Source organism: Pedobacter sp. (assembly GCF_039594775.1).
Classification (GTDB): domain Bacteria; phylum Bacteroidota; class Bacteroidia; order Sphingobacteriales; family Sphingobacteriaceae; genus Pedobacter.
Genome location: NZ_JBCNMT010000001.1, coordinates 1,381,398 through 1,404,485, shown reverse-complemented (window position 1 = coordinate 1,404,485; position 23,088 = coordinate 1,381,398). Strand labels below are relative to the sequence as shown.

At 38.4% G+C, this 23,088-nt stretch carries 19 protein-coding genes and 1 tRNA gene; 15 read left to right on the top strand and 5 right to left on the bottom strand.

Annotation, left to right across the window (positions count from 1 at the left end; genetic code table 11):
• The first annotated feature begins 42 nt into the window (after positions 1–42).
• From ABDV71_RS05965 to ABDV71_RS05955, 3 genes are all read left to right on the top strand, one after another.
• On the top strand, positions 43–1,194 hold the full coding sequence (locus ABDV71_RS05965) for a glycosyltransferase (RefSeq protein ID WP_343531498.1): 1,152 nt from the start codon (positions 43–45) through the stop codon (positions 1,192–1,194).
• 19 nt (positions 1,195–1,213) lie between these two features.
• Positions 1,214–2,068: a glycosyltransferase family 2 protein gene (locus ABDV71_RS05960; RefSeq protein ID WP_343531497.1), complete on the top strand. Its 855-nt coding sequence runs from the start codon at positions 1,214–1,216 to the stop codon at positions 2,066–2,068.
• Positions 2,069–2,629: 561 nt separating this feature from the next.
• Positions 2,630–3,184, top strand: a complete 555-nt coding sequence (locus tag ABDV71_RS05955) for a WcaF family extracellular polysaccharide biosynthesis acetyltransferase (RefSeq protein ID WP_343531496.1) — start codon at positions 2,630–2,632, stop codon at positions 3,182–3,184.
• A 72-nt stretch (positions 3,185–3,256) separates the two neighbouring features.
• On the opposite strand, the gene obgE is transcribed toward ABDV71_RS05955, so the two are convergent.
• The 5 genes from obgE to ABDV71_RS05930 form a co-directional block, all read right to left on the bottom strand.
• Positions 3,257–4,258 carry a GTPase ObgE gene (obgE, locus tag ABDV71_RS05950; RefSeq protein ID WP_343531495.1) on the bottom strand — a complete coding sequence of 334 codons (1,002 nt, stop codon included), beginning with the start codon at positions 4,256–4,258 and terminating at the stop codon, positions 3,257–3,259.
• Between the two features lie 216 nt (positions 4,259–4,474).
• Positions 4,475–5,044, bottom strand: a complete 570-nt coding sequence (locus tag ABDV71_RS05945; RefSeq protein ID WP_343531494.1) for an adenylate kinase — start codon at positions 5,042–5,044, stop codon at positions 4,475–4,477.
• Between the two features lie 599 nt (positions 5,045–5,643).
• Positions 5,644–5,717: transfer RNA gene (locus ABDV71_RS05940), tRNA-Arg, on the bottom strand.
• 408 nt (positions 5,718–6,125) lie between these two features.
• Positions 6,126–6,587, bottom strand: coding sequence for a redoxin domain-containing protein (locus tag ABDV71_RS05935; protein WP_343531493.1), 462 nt, complete (start codon positions 6,585–6,587; stop codon positions 6,126–6,128).
• 41 nt (positions 6,588–6,628) lie between these two features.
• Positions 6,629–7,552: an SDR family oxidoreductase gene (locus tag ABDV71_RS05930; protein ID WP_343531492.1), complete on the bottom strand. Its 924-nt coding sequence runs from the start codon at positions 7,550–7,552 to the stop codon at positions 6,629–6,631.
• A gap of 151 nt (positions 7,553–7,703) precedes the next feature.
• On the opposite strand from ABDV71_RS05930, the gene atpD reads away from it, so the two are divergent.
• From atpD to ABDV71_RS05870, 12 genes are all read left to right on the top strand, one after another.
• Positions 7,704–9,206, top strand: a complete 1,503-nt coding sequence (gene atpD / locus ABDV71_RS05925) for a F0F1 ATP synthase subunit beta (protein ID WP_343531491.1) — start codon at positions 7,704–7,706, stop codon at positions 9,204–9,206.
• A gap of 113 nt (positions 9,207–9,319) precedes the next feature.
• On the top strand, positions 9,320–9,565 hold the full coding sequence (atpC, locus tag ABDV71_RS05920; RefSeq protein WP_343531490.1) for an ATP synthase F1 subunit epsilon: 246 nt from the start codon (positions 9,320–9,322) through the stop codon (positions 9,563–9,565).
• A gap of 199 nt (positions 9,566–9,764) precedes the next feature.
• The gene (locus ABDV71_RS05915; protein WP_343531489.1) at positions 9,765–10,085 is read left to right on the top strand and encodes a GNAT family N-acetyltransferase; all 321 of its coding nucleotides are present in this window, start codon (positions 9,765–9,767) and stop codon (positions 10,083–10,085) included.
• Positions 10,086–11,096: 1,011 nt separating this feature from the next.
• Positions 11,097–11,987 (top strand): branched-chain amino acid transaminase, encoded by an 891-nt coding sequence (locus ABDV71_RS05910; RefSeq protein WP_343531488.1) that lies wholly within the window; start codon positions 11,097–11,099, stop codon positions 11,985–11,987.
• 206 nt (positions 11,988–12,193) lie between these two features.
• Positions 12,194–13,873 (top strand): dihydroxy-acid dehydratase, encoded by a 1,680-nt coding sequence (gene ilvD / locus ABDV71_RS05905; protein WP_343531487.1) that lies wholly within the window; start codon positions 12,194–12,196, stop codon positions 13,871–13,873.
• A 46-nt stretch (positions 13,874–13,919) separates the two neighbouring features.
• The gene (gene ilvB / locus ABDV71_RS05900) at positions 13,920–15,662 is read left to right on the top strand and encodes a biosynthetic-type acetolactate synthase large subunit (protein ID WP_343531486.1); all 1,743 of its coding nucleotides are present in this window, start codon (positions 13,920–13,922) and stop codon (positions 15,660–15,662) included.
• 93 nt (positions 15,663–15,755) lie between these two features.
• Positions 15,756–16,391 (top strand): acetolactate synthase small subunit, encoded by a 636-nt coding sequence (gene ilvN / locus ABDV71_RS05895; protein WP_343531485.1) that lies wholly within the window; start codon positions 15,756–15,758, stop codon positions 16,389–16,391.
• Positions 16,392–16,881: 490 nt separating this feature from the next.
• Entirely contained in the window at positions 16,882–18,363 is a 1,482-nt protein-coding gene (gene ilvC, locus ABDV71_RS05890; RefSeq protein ID WP_343531484.1) for a ketol-acid reductoisomerase, read from the top strand.
• Positions 18,364–18,554: 191 nt separating this feature from the next.
• On the top strand, positions 18,555–19,958 hold the full coding sequence (gene leuC, locus ABDV71_RS05885; protein WP_343531483.1) for a 3-isopropylmalate dehydratase large subunit: 1,404 nt from the start codon (positions 18,555–18,557) through the stop codon (positions 19,956–19,958).
• A 99-nt stretch (positions 19,959–20,057) separates the two neighbouring features.
• Entirely contained in the window at positions 20,058–20,819 is a 762-nt protein-coding gene (locus ABDV71_RS05880) for a methyltransferase domain-containing protein (RefSeq protein WP_343531482.1), read from the top strand.
• A 59-nt stretch (positions 20,820–20,878) separates the two neighbouring features.
• Complete coding sequence (gene leuD / locus ABDV71_RS05875) at positions 20,879–21,478, top strand: 3-isopropylmalate dehydratase small subunit (RefSeq protein WP_343531481.1); 600 nt, start codon at positions 20,879–20,881, stop codon at positions 21,476–21,478.
• A 73-nt stretch (positions 21,479–21,551) separates the two neighbouring features.
• Positions 21,552–23,036: an ATP-binding cassette domain-containing protein gene (locus ABDV71_RS05870; protein WP_343531480.1), complete on the top strand. Its 1,485-nt coding sequence runs from the start codon at positions 21,552–21,554 to the stop codon at positions 23,034–23,036.
• Positions 23,037–23,088 lie beyond the last annotated feature (52 nt).

Here is a 23,088-nt window from a genome sequence, read left to right as displayed (position 1 = left end):
ATTAAACCGTACTTATTACATTTTGCTCTCTCGCCAGGAAAAATGAAAATCATCCAAATATGTGCAGCCTATAAACCTGCATACATTTATGGTGGGCCAACCATGTCTGTATCCAAGCTTTCGGAAGAGTTGGTAAAAGCAGGCCAAGATGTGTTAGTGTTAACCACTACAGCCAATGGTAAAGCAGAATTAGATGTAACTATAAACACTCAACAGGTTATAGATGGTGTAAAGGTATTTTATTTCAAAAGACTAACTAAAGACCATACTCATTTCTCTCCTGCGCTATTTAGATTTCTTCACAAGCTAATTGTAGAAGAGAAAAAAGCAGGCCGAAAAAATGAGCTCATTGTACATATTCATGCTTGGTGGAACTTGGTCTCAATTTTTTCTTGTTTAATAGCAAAAACACATGGAATAAAAGTGATTTTATCTCCTAGAGGGATGTTGACCAATTATAGTCTTACCAACAGAAATTCGAAGTTTAAGGATATTATTCATTTCTTTCTCGGAAAAAATCTTTTAAGATATTGCCACATCCACGCCACAAGCAATAAAGAGCAGGAAGACGTAAAACAAACCTGTAAAGTAAATGGAATTAGCGTTATTCCCAATTTTGTAGAATTTCCCCAAAATACATCTCATCAACCCAATAACAACAACCTATATCGCCTACTTTTCCTATCACGTATAGAAGAAAAAAAAGGATTAGAGCTATTATTCGAAGCTTTAACCAAAGTATCCATACCTTGGAAACTTTCTATTGCTGGAAGTGGTGAAGCTGATTACATAGAAAGTTTACAGCAATTAGCTTCAAAATTAAATATCGAGCATCAACTTAAATGGTTAGGTCACGTACCCAATGAGCAAAAGTTTGAGCTTATCGCCCAACATGATTTGCTAGTTCTTACTTCCTATAATGAGAACTTCGCAAATGTGGTGATAGAAAGTTTGGCGATGGGCACACCTGTTTTAGTAAGCCAAGAAGTAGGTTTAGCGGATTATGTACTTGAACATAATTTGGGTTGGGTAACTGAATTAAAACATTTGGAAATAGCAGAAGCCATTACTAATTCATTTAAAAAAGTAGACGACAGAAAAACGATACGAGCTAATACCCCTACCATCATTAGACAAGATTTTAGCCCTAGTGCATTAGCAACAAGGTACATCAATCTGTATAACATTTTGTAATTTTTTTATCCTTCCCTAAATGACAAGTGAATTTAGCTTTATTGTACTTACTTATAATGAAGAACAACACCTTCCTCGTTTGCTCAATTCAATTGTTAAATTAAATGCCCCGTTATTTGTACTAGACTCTGGCAGCACTGACCAAACGCTCAAAATTGCGGAAAATTTCGGAGCATCTATCAAATATAATGCGTTTGAAAACCATCCTAAACAATGGGATTTTGCACTGAAAAATTTTGAAGTTAAAACACCTTGGATCATAGGGCTAGATGCAGACCAAATCGTTACTTCGGAGCTTTTTGATTTATTAGCAAAATTTAAAGACGAACATCATAAAGGCATTAACGGTATTTATTTTAATCGCAAAAATTTTTTCAAAGGGAAATGGATTAAATATGGAGGATACTATCCCAAATATTTGTTAAAAATGTTCAGAACGAACATTGGCTTTTCGGACATCAATGAAAATATGGATCATCGCTTCATTGTTCCAGGGAGTACCACTGTTTGGAAAAAAGGCCATATCCTAGAAGAAAATCTTAAAGAAAATGAAATCAGTTTCTGGATCAATAAGCACAATCGCTATAGTGACCTAGTGGCTGATGAAGAAATAGAGCGAATGACCGCTTTAAGGACTCAAACAATAAAACCAAAGTTATTTGGCGATCCCAATCAAAGAAAAGCATTTTTGAAAAAACTATGGTGGAAACTTCCTAGGTTTGTGAGACCATTTATTTACTTTGGTTATAGAATGGTGTTTCAATTAGGTATTCTTGACGGCAAAACAGGTGTATTATTCCATTTCCTACAAGGTTTTTGGTTCCGTCTAATTATAGATGTCAAAATTGAGGAAAAACTTAAGCATAAGTCATGACTTACATTTCTCAAAAGTTCCAAAAGCTTTGGAATGATCCTTATCTAAAATTTATCATCTCATTTGTAGGCCTATATCTAATACTATATTACTTTAATGAACTCTACATTGGCATTACTGCAAAAGGGGGAATTTATATATCTTTCCTGGACCACCATCTAAATTATATTAAATGGTGGCGTAATTTTTCCATTCAAAGTACCGCAGAAATATTAAGATGGCTTGGGCATACTGTTTATACCAATACTACTCAGCTAAAGGTGATTGGAAAATCGGGATTTACATTGGTATATTCCTGCTTAGGCTACGGAGTCATGAGCGTTTTTATTGCTTTCTGTATTTCCTTTCCTACTCCTTTTAAACATAGATATAGCTTTATGTTAATTGGGCTCATATTTATACAGGCATTGAACACTTGCCGATTCATCTTCTTATCACTATTCTGGAAAAAAAATTGGTATTTTTTGGGAATGGACCACCATGATTTATTCAATATTGTCGTTTATGCAGCACTCATTTTAATATGCTATCTTTGGATACGATTTTCTTCAAAAAATAAAAATGCTCAAAACCCAACTCAAAAAGAATTTCGATAAAAAAGATTTCAGTTCGGGCGCTTCAACTTTGAAAATGGTGCTTTGGTATTTCACCAGCGTTGTTTTTATTCGTTCTGGAATAATCCCCTCTAGTAGTTTAATTGTTTTTATACTGAAATTATTTGGTGCTAAAATTGGCAAAGATGTACGTATTAAACCAGGGATTTACATTCATTATCCATGGCGACTTACCATAGGCGATTATTCGTGGCTGGCCGAATGCAGGATTGAAAATTTGGCTCAAGTGACCATAGGCGATAACGTTTGTGTTTCTCAGAAGGCAATGCTACTAACAGGAAACCACAATTATAAGTCTGTAGATTTTGACCTCATCGTTCAGCCGATCTTATTAGAAGAAGGTTCTTGGATTGGCGCAAATGCTACCGTTTGTCCAGGAATAACAGCAAAATCTCATGCGGTACTCACCGTAGGCTCCATTGCCACTAAAGATCTAGAATCTTATAGCATCTATCAAGGAAATCCAGCAGTTAAAGTAAAAGATAGAGCTATTTTTTGCTAGCTGAGTATTCCTAATTTGTTTAATTGCTAACCATTTTCATTGGCTAATCGTTATAGTTGCAAATAAAAACTGCTACTGTTCAGCATTAATCGCTTTCCACAACAGATCCTTTAATTCCACCAAGCCTTGCTGGGCTACTGATGAAATAAAAATATGAGGAATTTTAGGCAACTCCTTTTCCATCTCTGCTTTTAGCTCCTCATCAAGCATATCCGATTTGGTAATTGCTAACAAATGGGGCTTCTGCATTAATTCTGGATTGAATTCCTGCAGCTCATTCTTTAATATCTCGTATTCTTCCGAAATGGTTCTACTCGTATCTGCAGGAACCATAAATAACAATACAGAGTTACGTTCTATATGCCTTAAAAATCTAAAACCTAATCCTTTTCCTTTGGAAGCTCCTTCAATAATTCCCGGAATATCAGCCATGATGAAAGATTTCGAATCGCGATAAGCAACAATTCCCAAATTAGGCACCAAAGTAGTAAATGGATAATCTGCAATTTCGGGCTTTGCAGCTGATAATACCGACAGTAGCGTTGATTTTCCGGCATTAGGGAAGCCCACTAAACCTACATCAGCCAACACCTTTAACTCCAATACTACCCATTCCTCTTTTCCGGCTTCTCCCGGTTGTGCAAAACGTGGGGTTTGTAGCGTAGCAGATTTAAAATGGGCATTACCCAAACCACCACGCCCGGCTGCTGTTAAAATTTTGGTCTCGCCATCTTCTGTAATCTCAAAAAGCACTTCTCCAGTTTCGGCATTACGAGCAATAGTACCTAGCGGAACTTCTAAAATCTCATCCTTACCCTGCTTACCAAATTTATGTCCACTACCACCAGCACCTCCATCTTCGGCAATAATGTGCTTACGATATTTCAAATGCAGTAAAGTCCAGAATTGGGTATTACCTTTTAAGATAATATGTCCACCACGCCCGCCATCTCCGCCATCAGGACCACCTGTAGCAGTATGTTTATCACGGTGCAAATGTGCCGAACCTGCCCCCCCTTTTCCCGAGCGACAGCAAATTTTTACATAATCAACAAAATTGGAACCTTGAGACATTGAGATTTACGATTTTTGATTTACGATTGTTAAATGGCTAAATTGCTTTTGACAACACCTAATGTATTAAGATTGTTTAAGCATCTAATTAGTCCTTAATTTTTTATTTAGTGGTTAAACTAAAAAACAAACATCCGCAAAAATAACCAATGTATTTTATGCGGATGCTTTATATTTTTCATCAGCTAATTAACAAATTAGCTAATCAATACTTTATTAATATTGGTCAATTACCTCGCAAAGGCTATTGAAAATCACTTCAATTTCGCCAATACCATTTACCTTAACCAATTTATCTTGGCCTTGGTAATACGGCAATACATGAATGGTTTTGTTAAAATACTCGTCAATACGTTTTTTTAACTTTTCGGCATCATCATCAGGTCTTCCACTAATTTTGTGGCGCTCTGCAATACGACGGGTCAATTCATCTTGGTCTACGTCTAATGCAATTACACCATTAATTTTTTCACCTTTTGCTACCAAAAACTTATCCAATTCTTCTGCTTGGGGAACTGTACGCGGGAAACCATCGAAAATAAATCCTTTTGCATCAGGATTTCTGTCTACTTCCTCTTCCAACATTGCAATGGTAATGCTATCTGGCACCAACTCACCATCAGCAATTAATTTGCTCACCTGTTGTCCTAGCGGAGTTTGGTTTTTGATGTGGGCTCTGAATAAATCGCCTGTTGAAATGTGTACTAACTGATATTTATCAATTAACTTTTGAGATTGGGTGCCTTTGCCTGCACCTGGAGGGCCAAAAAGAACTAAATTTAGCATCAAATTAAGTTAACTACGCTCCTAAAAGGAAATCTATTTATTGTATTGAACTGGCTCATCTTAAGCCATTTCTTTATGAGGTTGCAAATATATAAATATATATTAGCTCCACCGCCATTTTTTTCAATTTTTGGCTCTTTTCCTTTAAAAAGTTTCAATCAAAACGTTTGTGTTTTAAACTCAACCGCAACGAGTTACTTAGCCAAAGTATAACAATAAAATTCCGCTATACAGGCCAATTCAAACACCACAAAACATCAACAACAATCTAATTGTAAACAAATTAGGCTAAAATTTTGCTTTTTTCAACCGATAAATCTTATCCCCGTTTTCATACACGGTTCATTCTGAGATTTTCACATAAGATATTCAAATTGGTCAAGGCAATAGGAACAGTGAGCAATGCCAACGGCTTATTAGGTTTAACCGTTTAGAGGTTTTGAAAAGAAATATCGCATTGACTAGCCCTTGAAAAAACCCCGAACAATATAACAGCAAGCAAGAAATGATGGAGGATAGACATAGCCAATAATCTGTTATTCAAACATAAGAAAGAGCTATAAACAAAAAAGGCAGAAGCGACTAACTTCTACCTTTTGTGCACTCGTAGGGATTCGAACCCCAAACCTTCTGATCCGTAGTCAGATGCTCTATCCAATTGAGCTACGAATGCATTTCCCCGTAAGGGACTGCAAAAGTAATGTTTCAAATTTAAATTCACAATTTTTTATTACAAATATTTGAACCGTACTTCCTAATTATTTGAAAAGCAATTCATTTACTACTATTTAAAGCTAGTCCCGCTACTGGCTCATACTGCACCGGCTTTAGCCACAAGGCCGGTATCCGCACATATCGGGTTTAGTTGGCAGGTACTTTGCACAGGTTAAAGTTCCCTAAACCCGATTGAAGTGACAATACTTTTTGTTTTTACTTTTCATCCTGAACGTAAGTGCGAATCAGAAACAGATTCCCCGTGCCTCGGAATGACAGAAAAGGCAGACAAAAGATTAAAACGAAAAGCGGGACTATGCTTCAATAGAAGCACCAGTCCCGCTTTTCTAAAACTTAATTGCTATAACTACGCAGCAACCACTTTATTAATGGTTGCAAAATCAGGTAAGTTTCCGGCATCTTCCAAAACTTCGGCGTAAATCACTTTACCTTCTTCGTCAATCACAAAGGCCGAACGTTTAGCGATACCTTTTAAACCTAAAAAGTCTTCATACAATGCACCATAAGCTCCAGCTGTTTCCTTGTTAAAATCAGAAAGCAATGGGAACTGATAAGCCTGGTCTTCCTTAAACTTGGCCAAAGTAAATGGCGAATCAACCGAAATACCTAAAACTTGAGCATTTAAACCATCATAATAACCGAAGTTATCTCTCATGGTACAAAGTTGCGTTGTACAAACACCAGTAAAAGCCAAAGGGAAAAAGTGAAGCACTACTTTTTTACCTTTAAAGTCGCCCAAAGAAACTTCTTTTAGCTCTGTATTCTTTAATTTAAAATCTGGAGCAATATCTCCTACTTGTAATGACATATGTCTATAATTGTTAATGTTTATATTAATCGTTGATTTGGTTAATTGTTTAATCGGTTAACTGAAACTGCTAACTGACGACTCACCAACGCTAACCCTTCTTCAAAACTATGAGGTTGATAGTTCAAATCGGTCATTGCTTTGTCTAAAATGAATCCCGTTTTCTTAGGGCGCTTGGCTTCTTGTCCCAAACTACCTGAGCTTACTTCAGTAATTAAAGTTTTATCTAAGTTCCAGAAATCTGCCACTCGCCTTACCAATTCTACGATACTCATCATATCTCTTCCCGAAATGTGATAAATTCCTTTTGCCTTGTGCTTAACCGCTAATAAACACGCTACTGCTAAATCCTCTGCTAGCGTAGGCATGCGCCATTGGTCGTTCACCACCTGAATAGGCAAACCTTTTTCCAAGGCGCCCTTTGCCCAAAGCACAATGTTGCTACGGCTCATATCCTTTAAAATACCATAAACCAGAATGGTCCTAACAATTGCCCAGTTACCTTTCATTTGTTGAACAATGCGCTCGCCTTCCAACTTACTTTCTCCGTAAAAGCTAACCGGTTTTGGCTCATCATCTTCTTGATAAGGGCCATTAAGTCCATCAAATACAAAATCTGTAGATACATATATAAAATGTATGCCCATGCGTTCGCAAAGCGATGCCAAATATTTTGTAGCCTCCACATTTAACTGCCAGCAAGCTTCTTTATGTTCATGACACATATCTACATTGGTCATTGCAGCAGTATGAATTAGTGCCTCAGGTTTGTATTTTTTCAGAACAAATTGTACCTGTTCGGCATCCAAAATATCCATCGTTTCATAAATATAACCTTCCAGTACAGGATATTTATTTTGTCCCCTATTGGTAGCGATTAAATTCACGCTTTTATCGGCTAAAACTTTTTCAGTTATTTTCTGCCCCAAAAGGCCATTGCTACCCGTAACCAATACTGTTTTCATAGCAGCTAAATTATCATTTATTAAACTGTTGAAAAACATTTTATTTCTATATAAAATTTACATTAAAAATTAATAACTTTGCCATCCGAAAAGCAGGCGCACAAAAACGCCTTTAACATTTTGATTTTTATAATTTTACCAAATACAAAATATGCCTAATATTGGAAAGATAGCGCAAATTATAGGTCCGGTAGTTGACGTGAGCTTTGTTAACGATGCCACTTTACCTAAAATTTTCTCTGCTTTAGAGATTAAAAAAGAAAATGGTCAAAAAATCGTTCTAGAGGTACAACAACACCTTGGTGAAGACCGTGTACGTGCCATTGCAATGGACTCGACTGATGGTTTAGTACGTGGAATGGACGCTTTAGATACTGGTGCACCTATCAAAATGCCTATTGGCGATGAGATTAAAGGTCGTTTATTTAACGTAGTTGGTGAAGCTATCGATGGTATCAACACTTTAGATAATTCTACAGGTAAGCCAATCCACAATGCCCCTCCTAAATTTGATGAGCTTTCTACTGAAACTGAAGTACTTTTCACAGGTATCAAAGTTATCGACTTATTAGAGCCTTATGCAAAAGGTGGTAAAATTGGATTATTTGGTGGTGCGGGTGTAGGCAAAACCGTATTGATCATGGAATTGGTAAACAACATTGCTAAAGCTTATGCTGGTTTATCAGTATTTGCTGGTGTAGGTGAGCGTACTCGTGAGGGTAACGATTTATTGCGTGAATTTATCGAGTCGGGCGTAATCAACTATGGTGATGAGTTCTTACACTCAATGGAAAAAGGTGGATGGGATTTGGACAAAGTTGATACTGAAAAATTAAAAGAATCAAAAGCAACATTGGTATTCGGTCAAATGAACGAGCCTCCTGGTGCACGTGCTCGTGTAGCATTATCAGGTTTAACTGTTGCTGAATATTTCCGTGATGGTGATGGTGAAGGCGCTGGAAAAGATATCCTTTTCTTCGTTGACAACATCTTCCGTTTCACTCAAGCAGGTTCTGAGGTATCGGCACTCTTAGGCCGTATGCCATCAGCAGTAGGTTACCAACCAACCTTAGCTACTGAAATGGGTTTAATGCAAGAACGTATTACTTCAACTAAACGTGGTTCAATTACATCTGTACAAGCGGTTTACGTACCTGCGGATGACTTGACTGACCCTGCTCCGGCTACAACGTTTGCCCACTTAGATGCCACTACAGTACTTTCTCGTAAAATCTCTGAGCTTGGTATCTATCCTGCGGTAGACCCTCTAGATTCTACTTCACGTATCCTTTCTCCTGCAGTTTTAGGAGATGAGCACTACAATACTGCTCAACGTGTGAAAGAAATTTTACAACGTTACAAAGAATTACAAGATATCATTGCGATTTTAGGTATGGACGAGCTATCTGAAGAAGATAAATTAACTGTACACAGAGCCCGTCGTGTTCAACGTTTCTTGTCTCAACCTTTCCACGTAGCTGAGCAGTTCACTGGCTTACAAGGCGTATTGGTAGACATTAAGGATACTATCAAAGGCTTTAACATGATCATGGATGGCGAAGTTGATGAGTATCCAGAAGCAGCATTTAACTTGGTAGGTAGCATTGAAGATGCTATTGAAAAAGGCAAAAAATTATTGGCAGAAGCTAATTAGTATATAGTAGTTAGTACTTAGTATATAGATAACTCTTTAGCCTAAGTACTACCTCGTTAATTCATTTAGTGAATTGGCAAACTACTAATTACTAAATACTAACTACTAAAAGAATGAACTTAGAAATATTAACTCCAGATAAAAAAGTTTTCGAAGGCGAAGTAACGGCAGTTACTGTTCCTGGAACTTCTGGTTCTTTTCAGATCTTGAAAGACCACGCTCCTATTATCTCTACATTAGAAGATGGACCGGTGATTGTAAAGGAAGCAGCAGGCGAAAACATCTATAACATCAAAGGTGGCGTAGTAGAAGTACTGGATAATAAAATTATCGTATTAGCCGAAGCTGTTATCGCTTAAGCTGATTGGTAAATCAAAGGAAGAGCCCTGAACATAGTTCAGGGCTCTTTTATTTTTCCGTCATTTCTGGATTCTACAGATTTTTCTATAATGATTGCCTCGCAATGAAGCAACCTAACACATCCGTTTATTAACATACATCAATCTTAAACAAAGGTATTCTCATTAACTTCGTTCAAATCATAAAAACTACAAGATCATGAAAGAAGAATTTCTTAACCTACCTTTAACCAAAAATGAAGAAGCAAAACGTTTCGAATTAATAGTAGATGGACATATCGCATTTATCGATTATGAAGAAGAGGGGAAAATCATTAAGCTCATCCATACCGAAAGCCCAGAAGCTTTAGCGGGAAGAGGAGCCGCAACCGCATTAATTGAAAAAACCTTGAACTACTTAGAAGAGAATGCATATGCTTTGATTCCTTTATGTCCTTTGGTTTTCGCTTATGTAAAAAGACATCCGGAATGGAAAAAATTGGTTCCATCTAAATATCTAAGACTTTTTGATAGAGAATAATTTTTTAGAGCATTATCTTTATATCGTATCAAATTTGTCGTGAATAATGCTCAATCAAAAGAATATTCTAAGCTCATTAAAATGGACACTGGTAGTATTTTTCGTATTACTTACTGCTCTTGATATACCCCATGCCAAGCATAGCTCCAACACCCAAAACCGAATCATAGTACTTATAGCACTAATTATAATTTTTTTATATAAAAACCGATATACTTGGATTATCGGAATTATCTTATGCCCCTATGCTTGGTATTACCTTATAGCTATTGCTGGAAAATATTCCGAATATGTTGCTTTTGATTTGACGGCTCGATTAAAGTACATATTTCATACTTCAAATAGAACAACTTTTGGTGCTATTATCTACTGTTTCCCATTCTATTTCTACTTTATTTCTTTCGTCATTTTCCTTACACCAATGGGAAGAAGATGGTACGGTATTTCATTCAGAAAACAACCTAAAATATCATCCTTAAATTAGGTCAATATTTTTCAACCATTTTCTGACATTGCTCACTTTTAGGCAGAATTTTGCTCAAATTACAATGCAAGCATAATATCCATACCGAATACCAATTTCATATTTGGTCTACACTTCGCCACGTTTCGATAGAAAAACCACACAAAAAACAGAATTATAATTCAACATATATAAAAAAAACAGAATTATATTCTAAATAAAATATTTTCATTTTGTCTATTGCTATTTTTTGAACCAAATACTAAATTGGTATTTATAAAAACAAGCATCATATAAAACACTTTAAGCAGCATGAAAATAAACACCTTAAATAGCAACGTCAACCTCTTCGGTCTTACCGAGGTGCTGCTACTTAATGTGCTAATTCTAAAGCAATGTAAGGGTTCGTTATAACGATATTGATTAAATCGAAAAAAGCGTCCCTTCTTAAAAAAATGGGACGCTTTTTTTAAAACAAGATAAACCATCATGATTTTACAGAATCATGATAGCTTCATCACCAATGAAGACCTAATAAAAAGATGAAAATGAATTATTACAATTCGAACACGGTAATTTACTTAGACGGCCAGTTTGTAAAAGCTAGTGAAGCCAAGACCGACTTATATGGTCAATCGCTACACTATGGCTTTGCAGCGTTTGAGGGCATAAGGGCTTATAAAACCCATAATGCCACTCGTATTTTCAAGGCTAGGGAGCATTTCGAGCGGTTAAAACGCTCATGCGAATTAACAGGTATTCCATTTAATTGGAACATTGATGACCTGATTAGACAAAGCTACCGACTGCTCGAACTGAATAATTTCAAAGACGCTTATATTCGTCCATTGGTTTTTAGCGAACCACAAATGACATTAGTTGCTCCAGAAAAGGTATCTATCATGTTGTGTGCTTGGGAATGGGCGGCTTACCTCGGCGATAGACAATTGAAAGTATGCATCTCCCCTTTCGAACGTCCAAACCCAAAATCTACCAAAATTGAAGCGAAAATTAGCGGCAACTATGTAAACTCTATTTTAGCTACTTCTGATGCCAAAAACAAAGGTTTTGATGAAGCGCTATTACTGGATGCCAGAGGTCATGTTGCGGAAGCACCTGGTGCAAATATCTTCATTGAAAAAAACGGCAAGTTATACACTCCCGCCAAAGGAAATATTTTACCAGGTATTACAAGAGCTACAATTATAGAGTTGTGCCGCGTTTTAGATATTGAGGTCATTGAAAAAGAAATCACCGTTGACTTTCTAAAAGAAGCAGACGGAGCATTTTTCTGCGGAACAGCAGTTGAAGTGGTAGGCATCCATACCTTAGACGAAACCGTTTACAGACAAAGATGGAGAGATAGCATTGGCGCGACCTTACAAAGAGCTTATAAAAACCTAGTACTGGAGAAAGTGAACTACGAAGTGATTATTTAATTTCTCTTCTCGATAATTTGTTAGTATGTTTGGCTGAAACAAAAACCACATATGCGTTTAAACACAGTCATTATTAACAACATTATCATTATTCCTCACCCGAGGGAAGGCAATCGTTGTATATAATGAAAAAGATACTATAGCGAAACCGCCTCCCAAAAAGAGGCGGTTTTTTTTTGAATTGAACAGAACAAACAACAATATAAATGGAATTAAATAAATACAGTAAGACTTTTACGCAAGACCCAACACAGCCTGCAGCACAAGCTATGCTTTATGGAATTGGTTTAACCGATGCCGATATGGCCAAAGCCCAAGTGGGCATTGCAAGTATGGGTTACGATGGTAACACTTGTAACATGCACTTAAATGATTTAGCCGCTGTGGTTAAAAAAGGAGTCTGGAACAATGATTTAGTCGGTCTTACTTTTAATACCATTGGCGTAAGCGATGGCATGAGCAACGGAACCGAGGGTATGCGCTATTCTTTGGTTAGCCGTGATGTAATTGCAGATAGTATTGAAACGATTTGCGGTGGACAATACTATGATGGCGTAATTGCCATCCCAGGTTGTGACAAAAATATGCCAGGAGCGATTATGGCCATGGCTCGTTTAGATCGCCCTTCCATTATGGTTTACGGCGGTACTATTGCCCCAGGTCATTATAAAGGTGAAGAATTGAACATCGTTTCCGCTTTCGAGGCTTTAGGTCAAAAAATCTGTGGCAATTTATCAGACGAAGACTACCAAGGTATCATTAAGCATACTTGCCCAGGTGCTGGTGCCTGTGGCGGCATGTACACAGCAAACACCATGGCTTCAGCTATTGAGGCACTGGGCATGAGCTTACCTTATTCGGCATCTAACCCTGCCATTAGCGAAGAAAAGAAAAACGAATGCTTAGATTCAGGTAAATATATCCGTATCCTTTTAGAAAAAGATATTAAGCCTTCGGATATTATGACTCGTAAGGCTTTTGAAAATGCCATTCGTACCATCATAGTTTTGGGTGGAAGTACTAACGCGGTGTTACACTTTATCGCTATCGGTAAAGCTATCGGCGTGGAAGTTTCACAAGATGATTTCCAACGCATGAGCGATATTACTCCTGTATTAGCAGATTTTAAACCAAGTGGCAAATATTTGATGCAAGATTTACATCAGTTCGGAGGAACCCCCGCAGTGATGAAATATATGCTAGACGAAGGCATGCTACACGGCGACTGCTTAACTGTTACCGGAAAAACTGTTGCAGAAAACCTAAAAGACGTAAAATCAATCATCGATTATAACCAACCTATTATCCAAAAGCTAGATAACCCTATTAAAGCCACGGGTCACCTGCAAGTATTGTACGGAAACTTAGCAGAAAAAGGTTCTGTTGCAAAAATTTCTGGCAAAGAAGGTGAGAAATTCGAAGGACCTGCAAGGGTATTTGATGGCGAACAAGATTTAGTTGCTGGTATTGCCTCTGGCAGAATTAAACCAGGGGATGTGGTAGTCATTAAAAATGAGGGGCCGGTAGGTGCTCCAGGTATGCCAGAAATGCTAAAACCTACTTCACTAATCATTGGTGCAGGCTTAGGTAAAAGCGTTGCCTTAATTACCGATGGTCGTTTTTCGGGTGGTACCCATGGTTTTGTAGTAGGACACATTACACCAGAAGCCTATAAAGGAGGCCTAATTGGCTTGGTAGAAGATGATGATGTAATCGTAATTGACGCAATAAATAATAAAATCACCCTACAAGTAAGCGATGAAGTAATTGCTGAGCGCAGAGCTAAATGGCAGCAACCTAAACTGAAAGTCAGCAAGGGCGTATTGTATAAATATGCCCGTACCGTTTCAGATGCTGCCGGAGGTTGTGTAACCGACGAAGCTTAATACAATTAACTTAAACCGAAAACTTCCATTCATAAAATATAGAACTATGGAAACCTTACAAGATACAGAGACTAAAAAGGCTACAACCAGCTCCCCTACTTTTAAAGGTTCGGGTTCCCAAATGTTGTTGAATGCCCTTATTGAAGAAGGCGTAAGCACAATTTTTGGCTACCCAGGTGGTGCAATTATGCCTATTTACGATGCCCTATACGATTATGCAGATAAGCTAGAACATATTTTGGTACGCCATGAGCAAGGCGGCATTCATGCGGCACAAGGTTATGCCCGTACCAGCGGAAAAGTGGGTGTTGCTTTCGCTACTAGCGGCCCAGGAGCAACCAACTTGGTAACAGGTTTAGCCGATGCCCAAATTGATAGTACGCCTATTGTTTGTATCACAGGGCAAGTATTTGCACACCTTTTGGGAACAGATGCTTTCCAAGAAACTGATGTCATTAACATTACCACACCAGTAACCAAATGGAACTACCAAATTACTGATGCGAAGGAAATCCCTGAAGTACTAGCGAAAGCCTTTTATATTGCTAAAAGTGGCAGACCAGGCCCTGTATTGATTGACATTACCAAAAACGCTCAGCTACAAATTGAGGAATTTGAAGCTTACGTAAAATGTAACCATATCCGTAGCTACAGACCTAAACCAAAAGTAAGGGTTGAATTTATTGAAGAGGCTGCAAAACTAATTAACAGTGCTCAAAAACCATTTGTATTGTTTGGTCAAGGGGTGATTTTAGGAAATGCCGAGAAAGAGTTCAAAGCTTTCATTGAGAAAACTGGTATTCCTGCAGCATTTACCATTATGGGCGAAGGTGCTATTCCAACCGACCACCCTTTAAACGTAGGGATGTTGGGAATGCACGGCAATTACGGACCAAACGTGTTAACCAACGAAGCAGATGTAATTATTGCCATCGGGATGCGTTTCGACGACCGTGTAACTGGTCGTTTGGATAAATATGCTAAACAGGCAAAAATTATTCACTTGGATATCGACCCTGCCGAAATTGATAAAAATGTAAAAGCTGAAGTTGGCGTTTGGGGTGATTGTAAAGAGACGCTTCCAATTTTAACCAACTTGGTAAAAGAGAATAAACACGAAGCCTGGGTTGCTCAATTTAGAGATTACAACCAACAGGAGATAGACCAAGTCATTACACCAGAATTGTATCCTTCTGGTGAAGAAATGACCATGGGCGAAGTTTTACGCACCTTAAATGAGCTTACCGGTGGCGATGCGGTAATTGTAACCGATGTTGGTCAGCACCAAATGGTCGCGTGCCGTTATGCGAAGTTTAACAAAACCCGCAGTAACGTTACTTCTGGTGGTTTAGGCACTATGGGCTTTGGCTTACCTGCCGCTATCGGCGCTAAATATGGTGCTCCAGAACGTACGGTAGTGGCCATTATCGGTGACGGTGGTTTCCAAATGACGCCGCAAGAATTGGGTACGATCATGCAGTTCGGTGCTGCTGTGAAAATCTTGATTTTAAATAACCAGTTCTTGGGAATGGTACGTCAGTGGCAACAATTGTTCCACGATAAACGCTATTCATTTGTGAACATTACCAGCCCTGACTTTGTAGCACTGGCTAAATCATACTATATCGAGGCTAGTAAAGTAGACCAAAGGGCTGAGCTTAAAAAAGCATTGGAAACAATGATCAATCACGACGGATCTTACCTTTTGGAAGTAATGGTTGGCAAGGAAAACAACGTTTTTCCAATGGTACCACAAGGTTGCAGCGTAAGTGAAATTAGATTAAAATAATTAGAGCAAAGAACAAGGATTAAAGAGCAAAGATTAAAAGTATAGACGTTATTTCTTTGATCCTTGTTCCTTTATCCTTAATCCACAGAAACAATGAGTAACGACACCATAAAATATACACCTAGCGATATCAGTTACGAAGGTAAGCAAGACTTTACCATTACGGTTTACGCCGAAGATAGGGTTGGTTTACTGAACCGCATTTCAATCATATTTTCGAAAAGAAAAATCAATATCGACAGCTTAAACACTTCTCCTTCGGAGATCGCAGGCATCCATCGTTTCACGATTTTAATTAACGAAAGTCATGAAGTTGTGAGAAAGTTAGCACGCCAGATTGAGAAACAAGTTGAAGTCCTGAAAGTATACTTCAATACCGACAGTGAGGTGATTTGGCAAGAACTGGCCCTATACAAAGTATCCACCGAAGAGATTACCGAGAAAGTAACGGTAGAGCGTTTATTGAGACAATATGGAGCTACTGCGGTAGTGATTAGAAAAGATTATACTGTTTTTTCTGTGACCGGCCATAAAGAAGAAACGGATGCTTTGGTGAAAGCCCTCGAGCCTTATGAACTGATTGAATTTGTGAGAAGTGCAAGGGTAGCCATTATTAAAGACAGCGCTGGGTTCCACGAGAAATTGAAAGAATTTGAAGCAGAGGAACCAGGTGAAGAACGTGTAGAAAACGAGTTCTTGGATAAGGGCGATAAGATTTTTACGATGTAGCTTTGAGTCGGGAAGTAAGAAAGACTGAAAGTCGGAAAGATGTAGAATTAACTCGGTATATCTTGCTGACTTTTCGGACTTATGGACTGAAGTTAACTAAACCCGATTGAAACGCCTGCCTGCGGTAGGCAGGGAAATACTTTTTGTCGGTGTCATCCTGAGCTTGTCGAAGGATTAGTTGTTAATAGATGCTTCGACAAGCTCAGGATGACAAATATTAACGGTAGCACCAACAAAAAGATTAAAGTGAAAAGTGGGACTACAATAACCGAAGCACACAGTACCATGCTTTACAAGAATAAAGAGCAGGATTAAAGAGCAAAGAATAAAGACCAATAGTATAATTATCGGTGAAATCACAAAATCTGTGTAATCAAACCGAAGGAAAAAATTAAAACGTAAACAACAAATCAGTGTAGCAAATATCAGTGAGATCATAGAATCTGTGTAATCACTAATAAATGCAATCACTAAAAAACTAAATAGAAAAATGGCAAATTATTTTAACACATTACCACTTAGAGAAAAATTGAACCAATTAGGTGTATGCGATTTCATGGAAAACGATGAGTTTTTGGATGGCGTAAATGCATTAAAAGGCAAAAAGCTGGTAGTTGTAGGTTGTGGCGCTCAGGGCTTAAACCAAGGTTTAAACTTGAGAGATAGTGGTTTGGATGTATCGTATGCGTTGCGCAAAGAGGCTATAGAACAAAAAAGGGATAGCTGGAAAAATGCGACTGACAACAATTTTAAAGTAGGTACTTATGAAGAGTTGATCCCAACTGCTGACGTGGTAATTAACCTTACGCCTGATAAACAACATACTTCGGTGGTAAATGCGGTGATGCCGTTAATGAAACAAGGTGCTACCCTACTTTATTCTCATGGTTTTAATATCGTAGAAGAAGGTATGCAAATCCGTAAAGACATTACGGTAATTATGGTGGCTCCTAAATGCCCGGGTTCTGAGGTTAGAGCGGAGTATTTAAGAGGTTTTGGTGTACCTACCTTAATTGCGGTTCACCCAGAAAACGACCCTGAAGGCAAAGGCCTGGCGCAAGCTAAAGCTTACTGCGTAGGTACTGGCGGTCATAGAGCTGGCGTATTGAAATCATCATTCGTGGCTGAGGTGAAATCTGATTTAATGGGCGAGCAAACGATTTTATGTGGCTTGCTACAAACCGGTTCTATCCTTTCTTTTGATAAAATGATTGAAAAAGGAATTGATGCTGGCTATGCTTCTAAATTGGTTCAATACGGTGTTGAGGTAATTACCGAGGCTTTGAAACACGGTGGGGTAAGCGGTATGATGGACCGTTTGAGCAATGTAGCTAAAGTTAAAGCTTTCAAAATTTCGGAAGAATTGAAAGACATTATGCGTCCGTTGTTCCAAAAACACCAAGACGACATTATGAGCGGTGAGTTTAGCCGTATCATGATGGAAGACTGGGCTAATGGCGATGCAAACCTATTGAAATGGAGAGCTGAAACTGGTGAAACTGCTTTCGAAAAAACACCTGCTGGTGATGTAAAAATTGGCGAGCAAGAATATTTTGACAATTATACTTTGATGGTAGCTTTTGTGAGAGCTGGTGTAGAATTAGCTTTTGAAACGATGGTTGAAGCGGGTATTAAACCTGAAAGTGCCTACTATGAGTCACTACACGAAACGCCGCTAATTGCAAACACTATTGCCCGTAAGAAATTATTTGAAATGAACCGTGTAATTTCTGATACTGCTGAGTACGGTTGTTACTTATTTGACCAAGCTTGTAAGCCTTTGTTAACTGATTTCATGAAAACGGTTGATGCTGACTTAGTAGGTAAAAACTTTAACGAAGGCAAAGATGGTTCGGTTGATAATGCTGAACTGGTAGCTATCAACGAAATTTTACGCGACCACCAAGTGGAAGTTATAGGTAGAAAATTGCGTAAAGCAATGACTGCAATGAAGTCGATTAAGACAGCATAACGCGGTCTCTCTTTTCAAACGAAAGAGTAATTTAAAGAAGAATACCAAACCTCGTAGGTTTTAAAAACCTATGAGGTTTACAAAAAAGAATGTCGGTTCTGAGCCTGTGGAAGGAATTCTTTTCTAATTTTACAGAGAAGTCTTCGACAAGCTCAGACTGACAAACTAACTAAAAATAATTTTATAAAAAGATGGCGAAAACATTAGTAGAAAAAATATGGGATGCGCACGTAGTGAAACGCGAAGAGGGCTTTCCTGATATTTTGTACATTGATACGCATTTGATCCACGAGGTTACTTCGCCTCAGGCTTTTGACGGCTTGAGAAAACGTGGCATCGGACTTTTCCGTCCGAAACAAACGGTAGCAACTGCCGACCACAATGTTCCCACTTTAGACCAACACTTACCAATCAAGGAAGAGCTTTCGAGATATCAGGTAGATATGTTGACTAAAAATTGCGCTGAGTTTGGCGTAGAACTTTATGGTTTAGGACACCGCTATCAAGGTATTGTACATGTGATTGGTCCAGAGTTAGGCATTACCTTACCCGGAAAAACCATGGTATGTGGCGATAGCCATACTTCAACGCATGGCGCCTTTGGTGCTATTGCTTTTGGTATTGGGACTTCACAGGTGGAGCAAGTTTTTGCGACACAGTGTTTGCAACAAAGCAAACCTAAAACCATGAAAATTGAAGTAAATGGAGAACTGGGCAAAGGCGTTGGTGCAAAGGATATCATTCTTTACATCATTGCCAAAATTTCTGCAGCTGGTGGTACCGGCTATTTCGTGGAATTTGCAGGTTCTGCGATCCGTTCCTTAAGTATGGAAGCTCGTATGACGGTTTGCAATATGAGTATTGAAATGGGTGCTCGTGGTGGCTTAATTGCTCCCGACGAAACCACTTTCGAGTATATTAAAGGCAGGGAGTTTGCCCCAAAAGGTGAAAAATGGGACGAGGCTTTGGCTTACTGGAAAACATTGTACAGTGATGCTGATGCAAAATTTGATAGCGTATTAACTTTCGATGCGGCCGATATTGCTCCAATGATTACGTACGGAACCAATCCAGGGATGGGCATTGGCATTGATGATAAAATTCCAGCTACTTCGGCACAGCCTAAAAGCGAGCAACCTTCTTACCAAAAGGCTTTAGATTATATGGGCTTTGAGGATGACGCTTCGCTAATTGGTAAACCGATTGATTATGTATTTATTGGCAGTTGCACAAATTCTCGCATAGAGGATTTACGTGAAGTGGCTTCGTTTGTGAAAGGCAAGCAAAAAGCTGCTGATGTGGAGGTTTGGATTGTTCCAGGATCGAAACAAGTAGAAGCGCAAGCAAAGGCAGAAGGTTTAGATAAGATTTTTGAAAATGCTGGTTTCCAGCTACGTGAACCAGGTTGCTCAGCTTGTTTAGGGATGAATGAAGATAAAATTCCGGCAGGAAAATATTGTGTATCCACATCAAACAGAAACTTTGAAGGCCGACAAGGACCAAACGCAAGAACTTTATTGGTAAGTCCGTTAACCGCAGCAGCAGCAGCAGTTACAGGTAAAATTACCGATGTGAGGGAGTTATTAGAAGCTTAGGAACTAGGGTCAGGGTCAGGTGTCAGTGGTCAGTGGTCAGTCAGAACGTCGATATCTAATCTAAAAAACTAACCAACAAACAACTAAAAAACTAACAATATGCCAGAAATACATTGGGACAGTAAGCTATACAATGAACAACATCGTTTCGTCTCTGATTATGGAGCTGATGTTTTGCAATGGCTTGATGCCAAAGCGGGCGAAAATATTTTAGATGTTGGTTGTGGTACCGGCGATTTAGCGGCTAAAATACAGGAAACGGGAGCTGTAGTTTCGGGTGTTGATGCCTCTGCCGATATGGTTGCACTTGCCAAACAGAATTACCCAACCATTTCGTTTGAGCAAAAAGATGCATCGCAATTAGACTACAACCGTGAGTTTGATGCCGTATTTAGCAATGCCACTTTCCACTGGATTGAAAACCAAAAAGGATTGTTGAGGGGCATCTATAAAAGCTTAAAACACGGTGGCCGTTTAGTTGCCGAATTTGGTGGCAAAGGAAACATTAAATCAATTATTGATGCCATAGAAGCTGCAGCAAAACAACTGCATTTAGAGCATAGAATAATTTCTAACTTTTGGTTCTTCCCATCTATTGGCCATTATGCAACCTTATTAGAATCTACAGGTTTTGAAACGGAGCAAATTTGGCTATTTGATAGACCAACCAAATTGGTAGGTGAAGATGGCATGCTAAAATGGATCAACCAGTTTGCACAACATGCTTTTGTTAATCTTAATGAAGAGGAAACAAAGATGGTAACCGATTTGGCTATCGAGCTCTTAAAACCTACTAACTTTAAAAATGGTGAGTGGACTGCCGATTATAGAAGATTGAGGGTAAAAGCAATAAAAAAGTAATAAGTTTTAGGTTGTAAGTCCAAACAACAAACAAACCAAAAAACGAAAAAACTATATAAATGAAAAAATTCGAAAAATTAACTTCGGCAATAGTGCCGGTAAATATAGAAAACGTTGATACCGATCAAATTATTCCCGCTAGGTTTTTAAAAGCAACAACCAGAGAAGGGTTTGGCGAAAACTTATTCCGTGATTGGCGTTTTGATGGGGAAAATCAACCAAAGGCCGATTTCCCGTTAAATAACCCTATTTACAGCGGAAAGATTTTGGTTGCCGGCAAAAACTTTGGTTGTGGAAGTAGTCGCGAGCACGCTGCTTGGGCCATTCAAGATTATGGTTTCGACGTAGTGATTAGCAGCTTTTTTGCTGATATCTTTAAAGGAAATGCCTTAAATAATGGCTTGCTACCTATCCAAGTTAGCGATGCTTTTTTGGCCGATATTTTCAAGGAAATAGAAAAAGATACCAACAACACATTAACCGTAGATTTGGAAGCACAAACCGTAACCATCGATTCTACTGGAGCACAGGAAAGTTTCGAAATCAATCCTTACAAAAAATCGTGCTTAATTAATGGCTATGATGACATCGACTTTGTTCGTAGCCAAACAGCGCTAATTGAAGAATTTGAAGAGAACAAAGTTTTTAAATTCTATTAATAACCATAATAGTGTGTTAAAGCCAATCGACATTATCATATGCTTTTGACTTTCCACTTTTGACTTAAATAAAATGAGTAATCCAATAGTTCAAATATCTAATTTCAATTTAAAATACGGCAGTAAAACCGTGTTAACTGATTTGGAATGGACTATCTCTGAAGGAGAAAACTGGCTTTTGACCGGAGCAAGTGGCAGTGGCAAAACAGTTTTGCTTAAAGCCATTGCTGGCTTAGAAAAAAGTACAGATGAAATTGTCGTCAGCTTTAATCCACAAGCCGATGTAAAGCCCGTCTGCCAGTACATAGCCCAATGGTATCAATTTAAAAATATAGAGGGCGTAGCCAATTTCTACTATCAACAGCGCTACAATGCACAACAAGTAAAAGATACCTTGACCGTTAATGCTGAGTTAGTACATTACGGCAAAGAAAACAACCTCAACTTAAGCAAAATAGAACCCATCTTAAATGCGTTAGGCTTTGCTTCCCTTCGAAATGCCCAACTGATAGAACTATCAAGTGGCGAACACAAAAAACTGCAATTGGTAAAAGCCTTATGGTTAAAACCTCAGTTGCTATTGTTAGACCAGCCTTACACTGGTTTAGATGTTCAATCCCGTCAAAATCTTAACAATTTATTAGATGAATTAACCAATGATGGGGTACAAATTGTTCTGGTTAGCAACGAAACTGAAATTCCCGCCTGTATCAATAGATATGCGGAAGTTGAAGATGGACAATTGGTAGAGCATTTTACATTTTGCACCAGAAGCAATATTGTGATAGAGGAAAAGGAAATTCCAGCGTTTTTGCACGAAGCACCGCCTTCAAGTAGTAATACTTTGATTAAAATGGTTGATGTGAACATCAACTATGGCGAAAAGCAAGTGCTTAAAAACGTAAGCTGGGAAATCAAGGCGGGTGAAAAATGGTTATTGCAAGGCCATAATGGTTCGGGAAAATCAACGCTGTTGAGTTTAATCAATGGCGACCATCCACAGGCCTATGCCAATGAAATTTATCTTTTTGGCAACAAACGAGGCTCAGGCGAAAGCATTTGGGACATCAAACAACATATCGGTTTAATTTCTCCGGAGCTACATTGGTATTTCGATTTCAATGCTACGGTTTGGCAAAGCATCGCTTCTGGTTTTTTCGACAGTATTGGCCTATATAAAGAAATTGGCTGGCACAAACGTACACAGGTAGACGAGCTAATCGAATATTTTGGTTTAACTGCCAATAAAAATGATTTATTATCACAATTATCATTAGGTAAACAACGCTTGGTATTATTAGCAAGAACTGTGATTAAGAACCCGGAGCTTTTAGTCTTGGATGAGCCTTGTCAAGGTTTGGATGCGCACCAAACTTTACAGTTCAATACCCTAATTGATGGTTTGTGTACCACCAACAGAACATTAATTTACGTGTCGCACAGCGACGACCAGCTACCTAAAAATTTAACGCATCAACTATTACTTAGCAAAGGCGGAGTGATATATAATGACATTTATAAACAGAGAACGTACAAAGAAGAATTAGAAAGCGTATAGCACAGCCCGTAAATAACCCGTCATTTCGAACGAGGAACGAGGAGAAATCTCA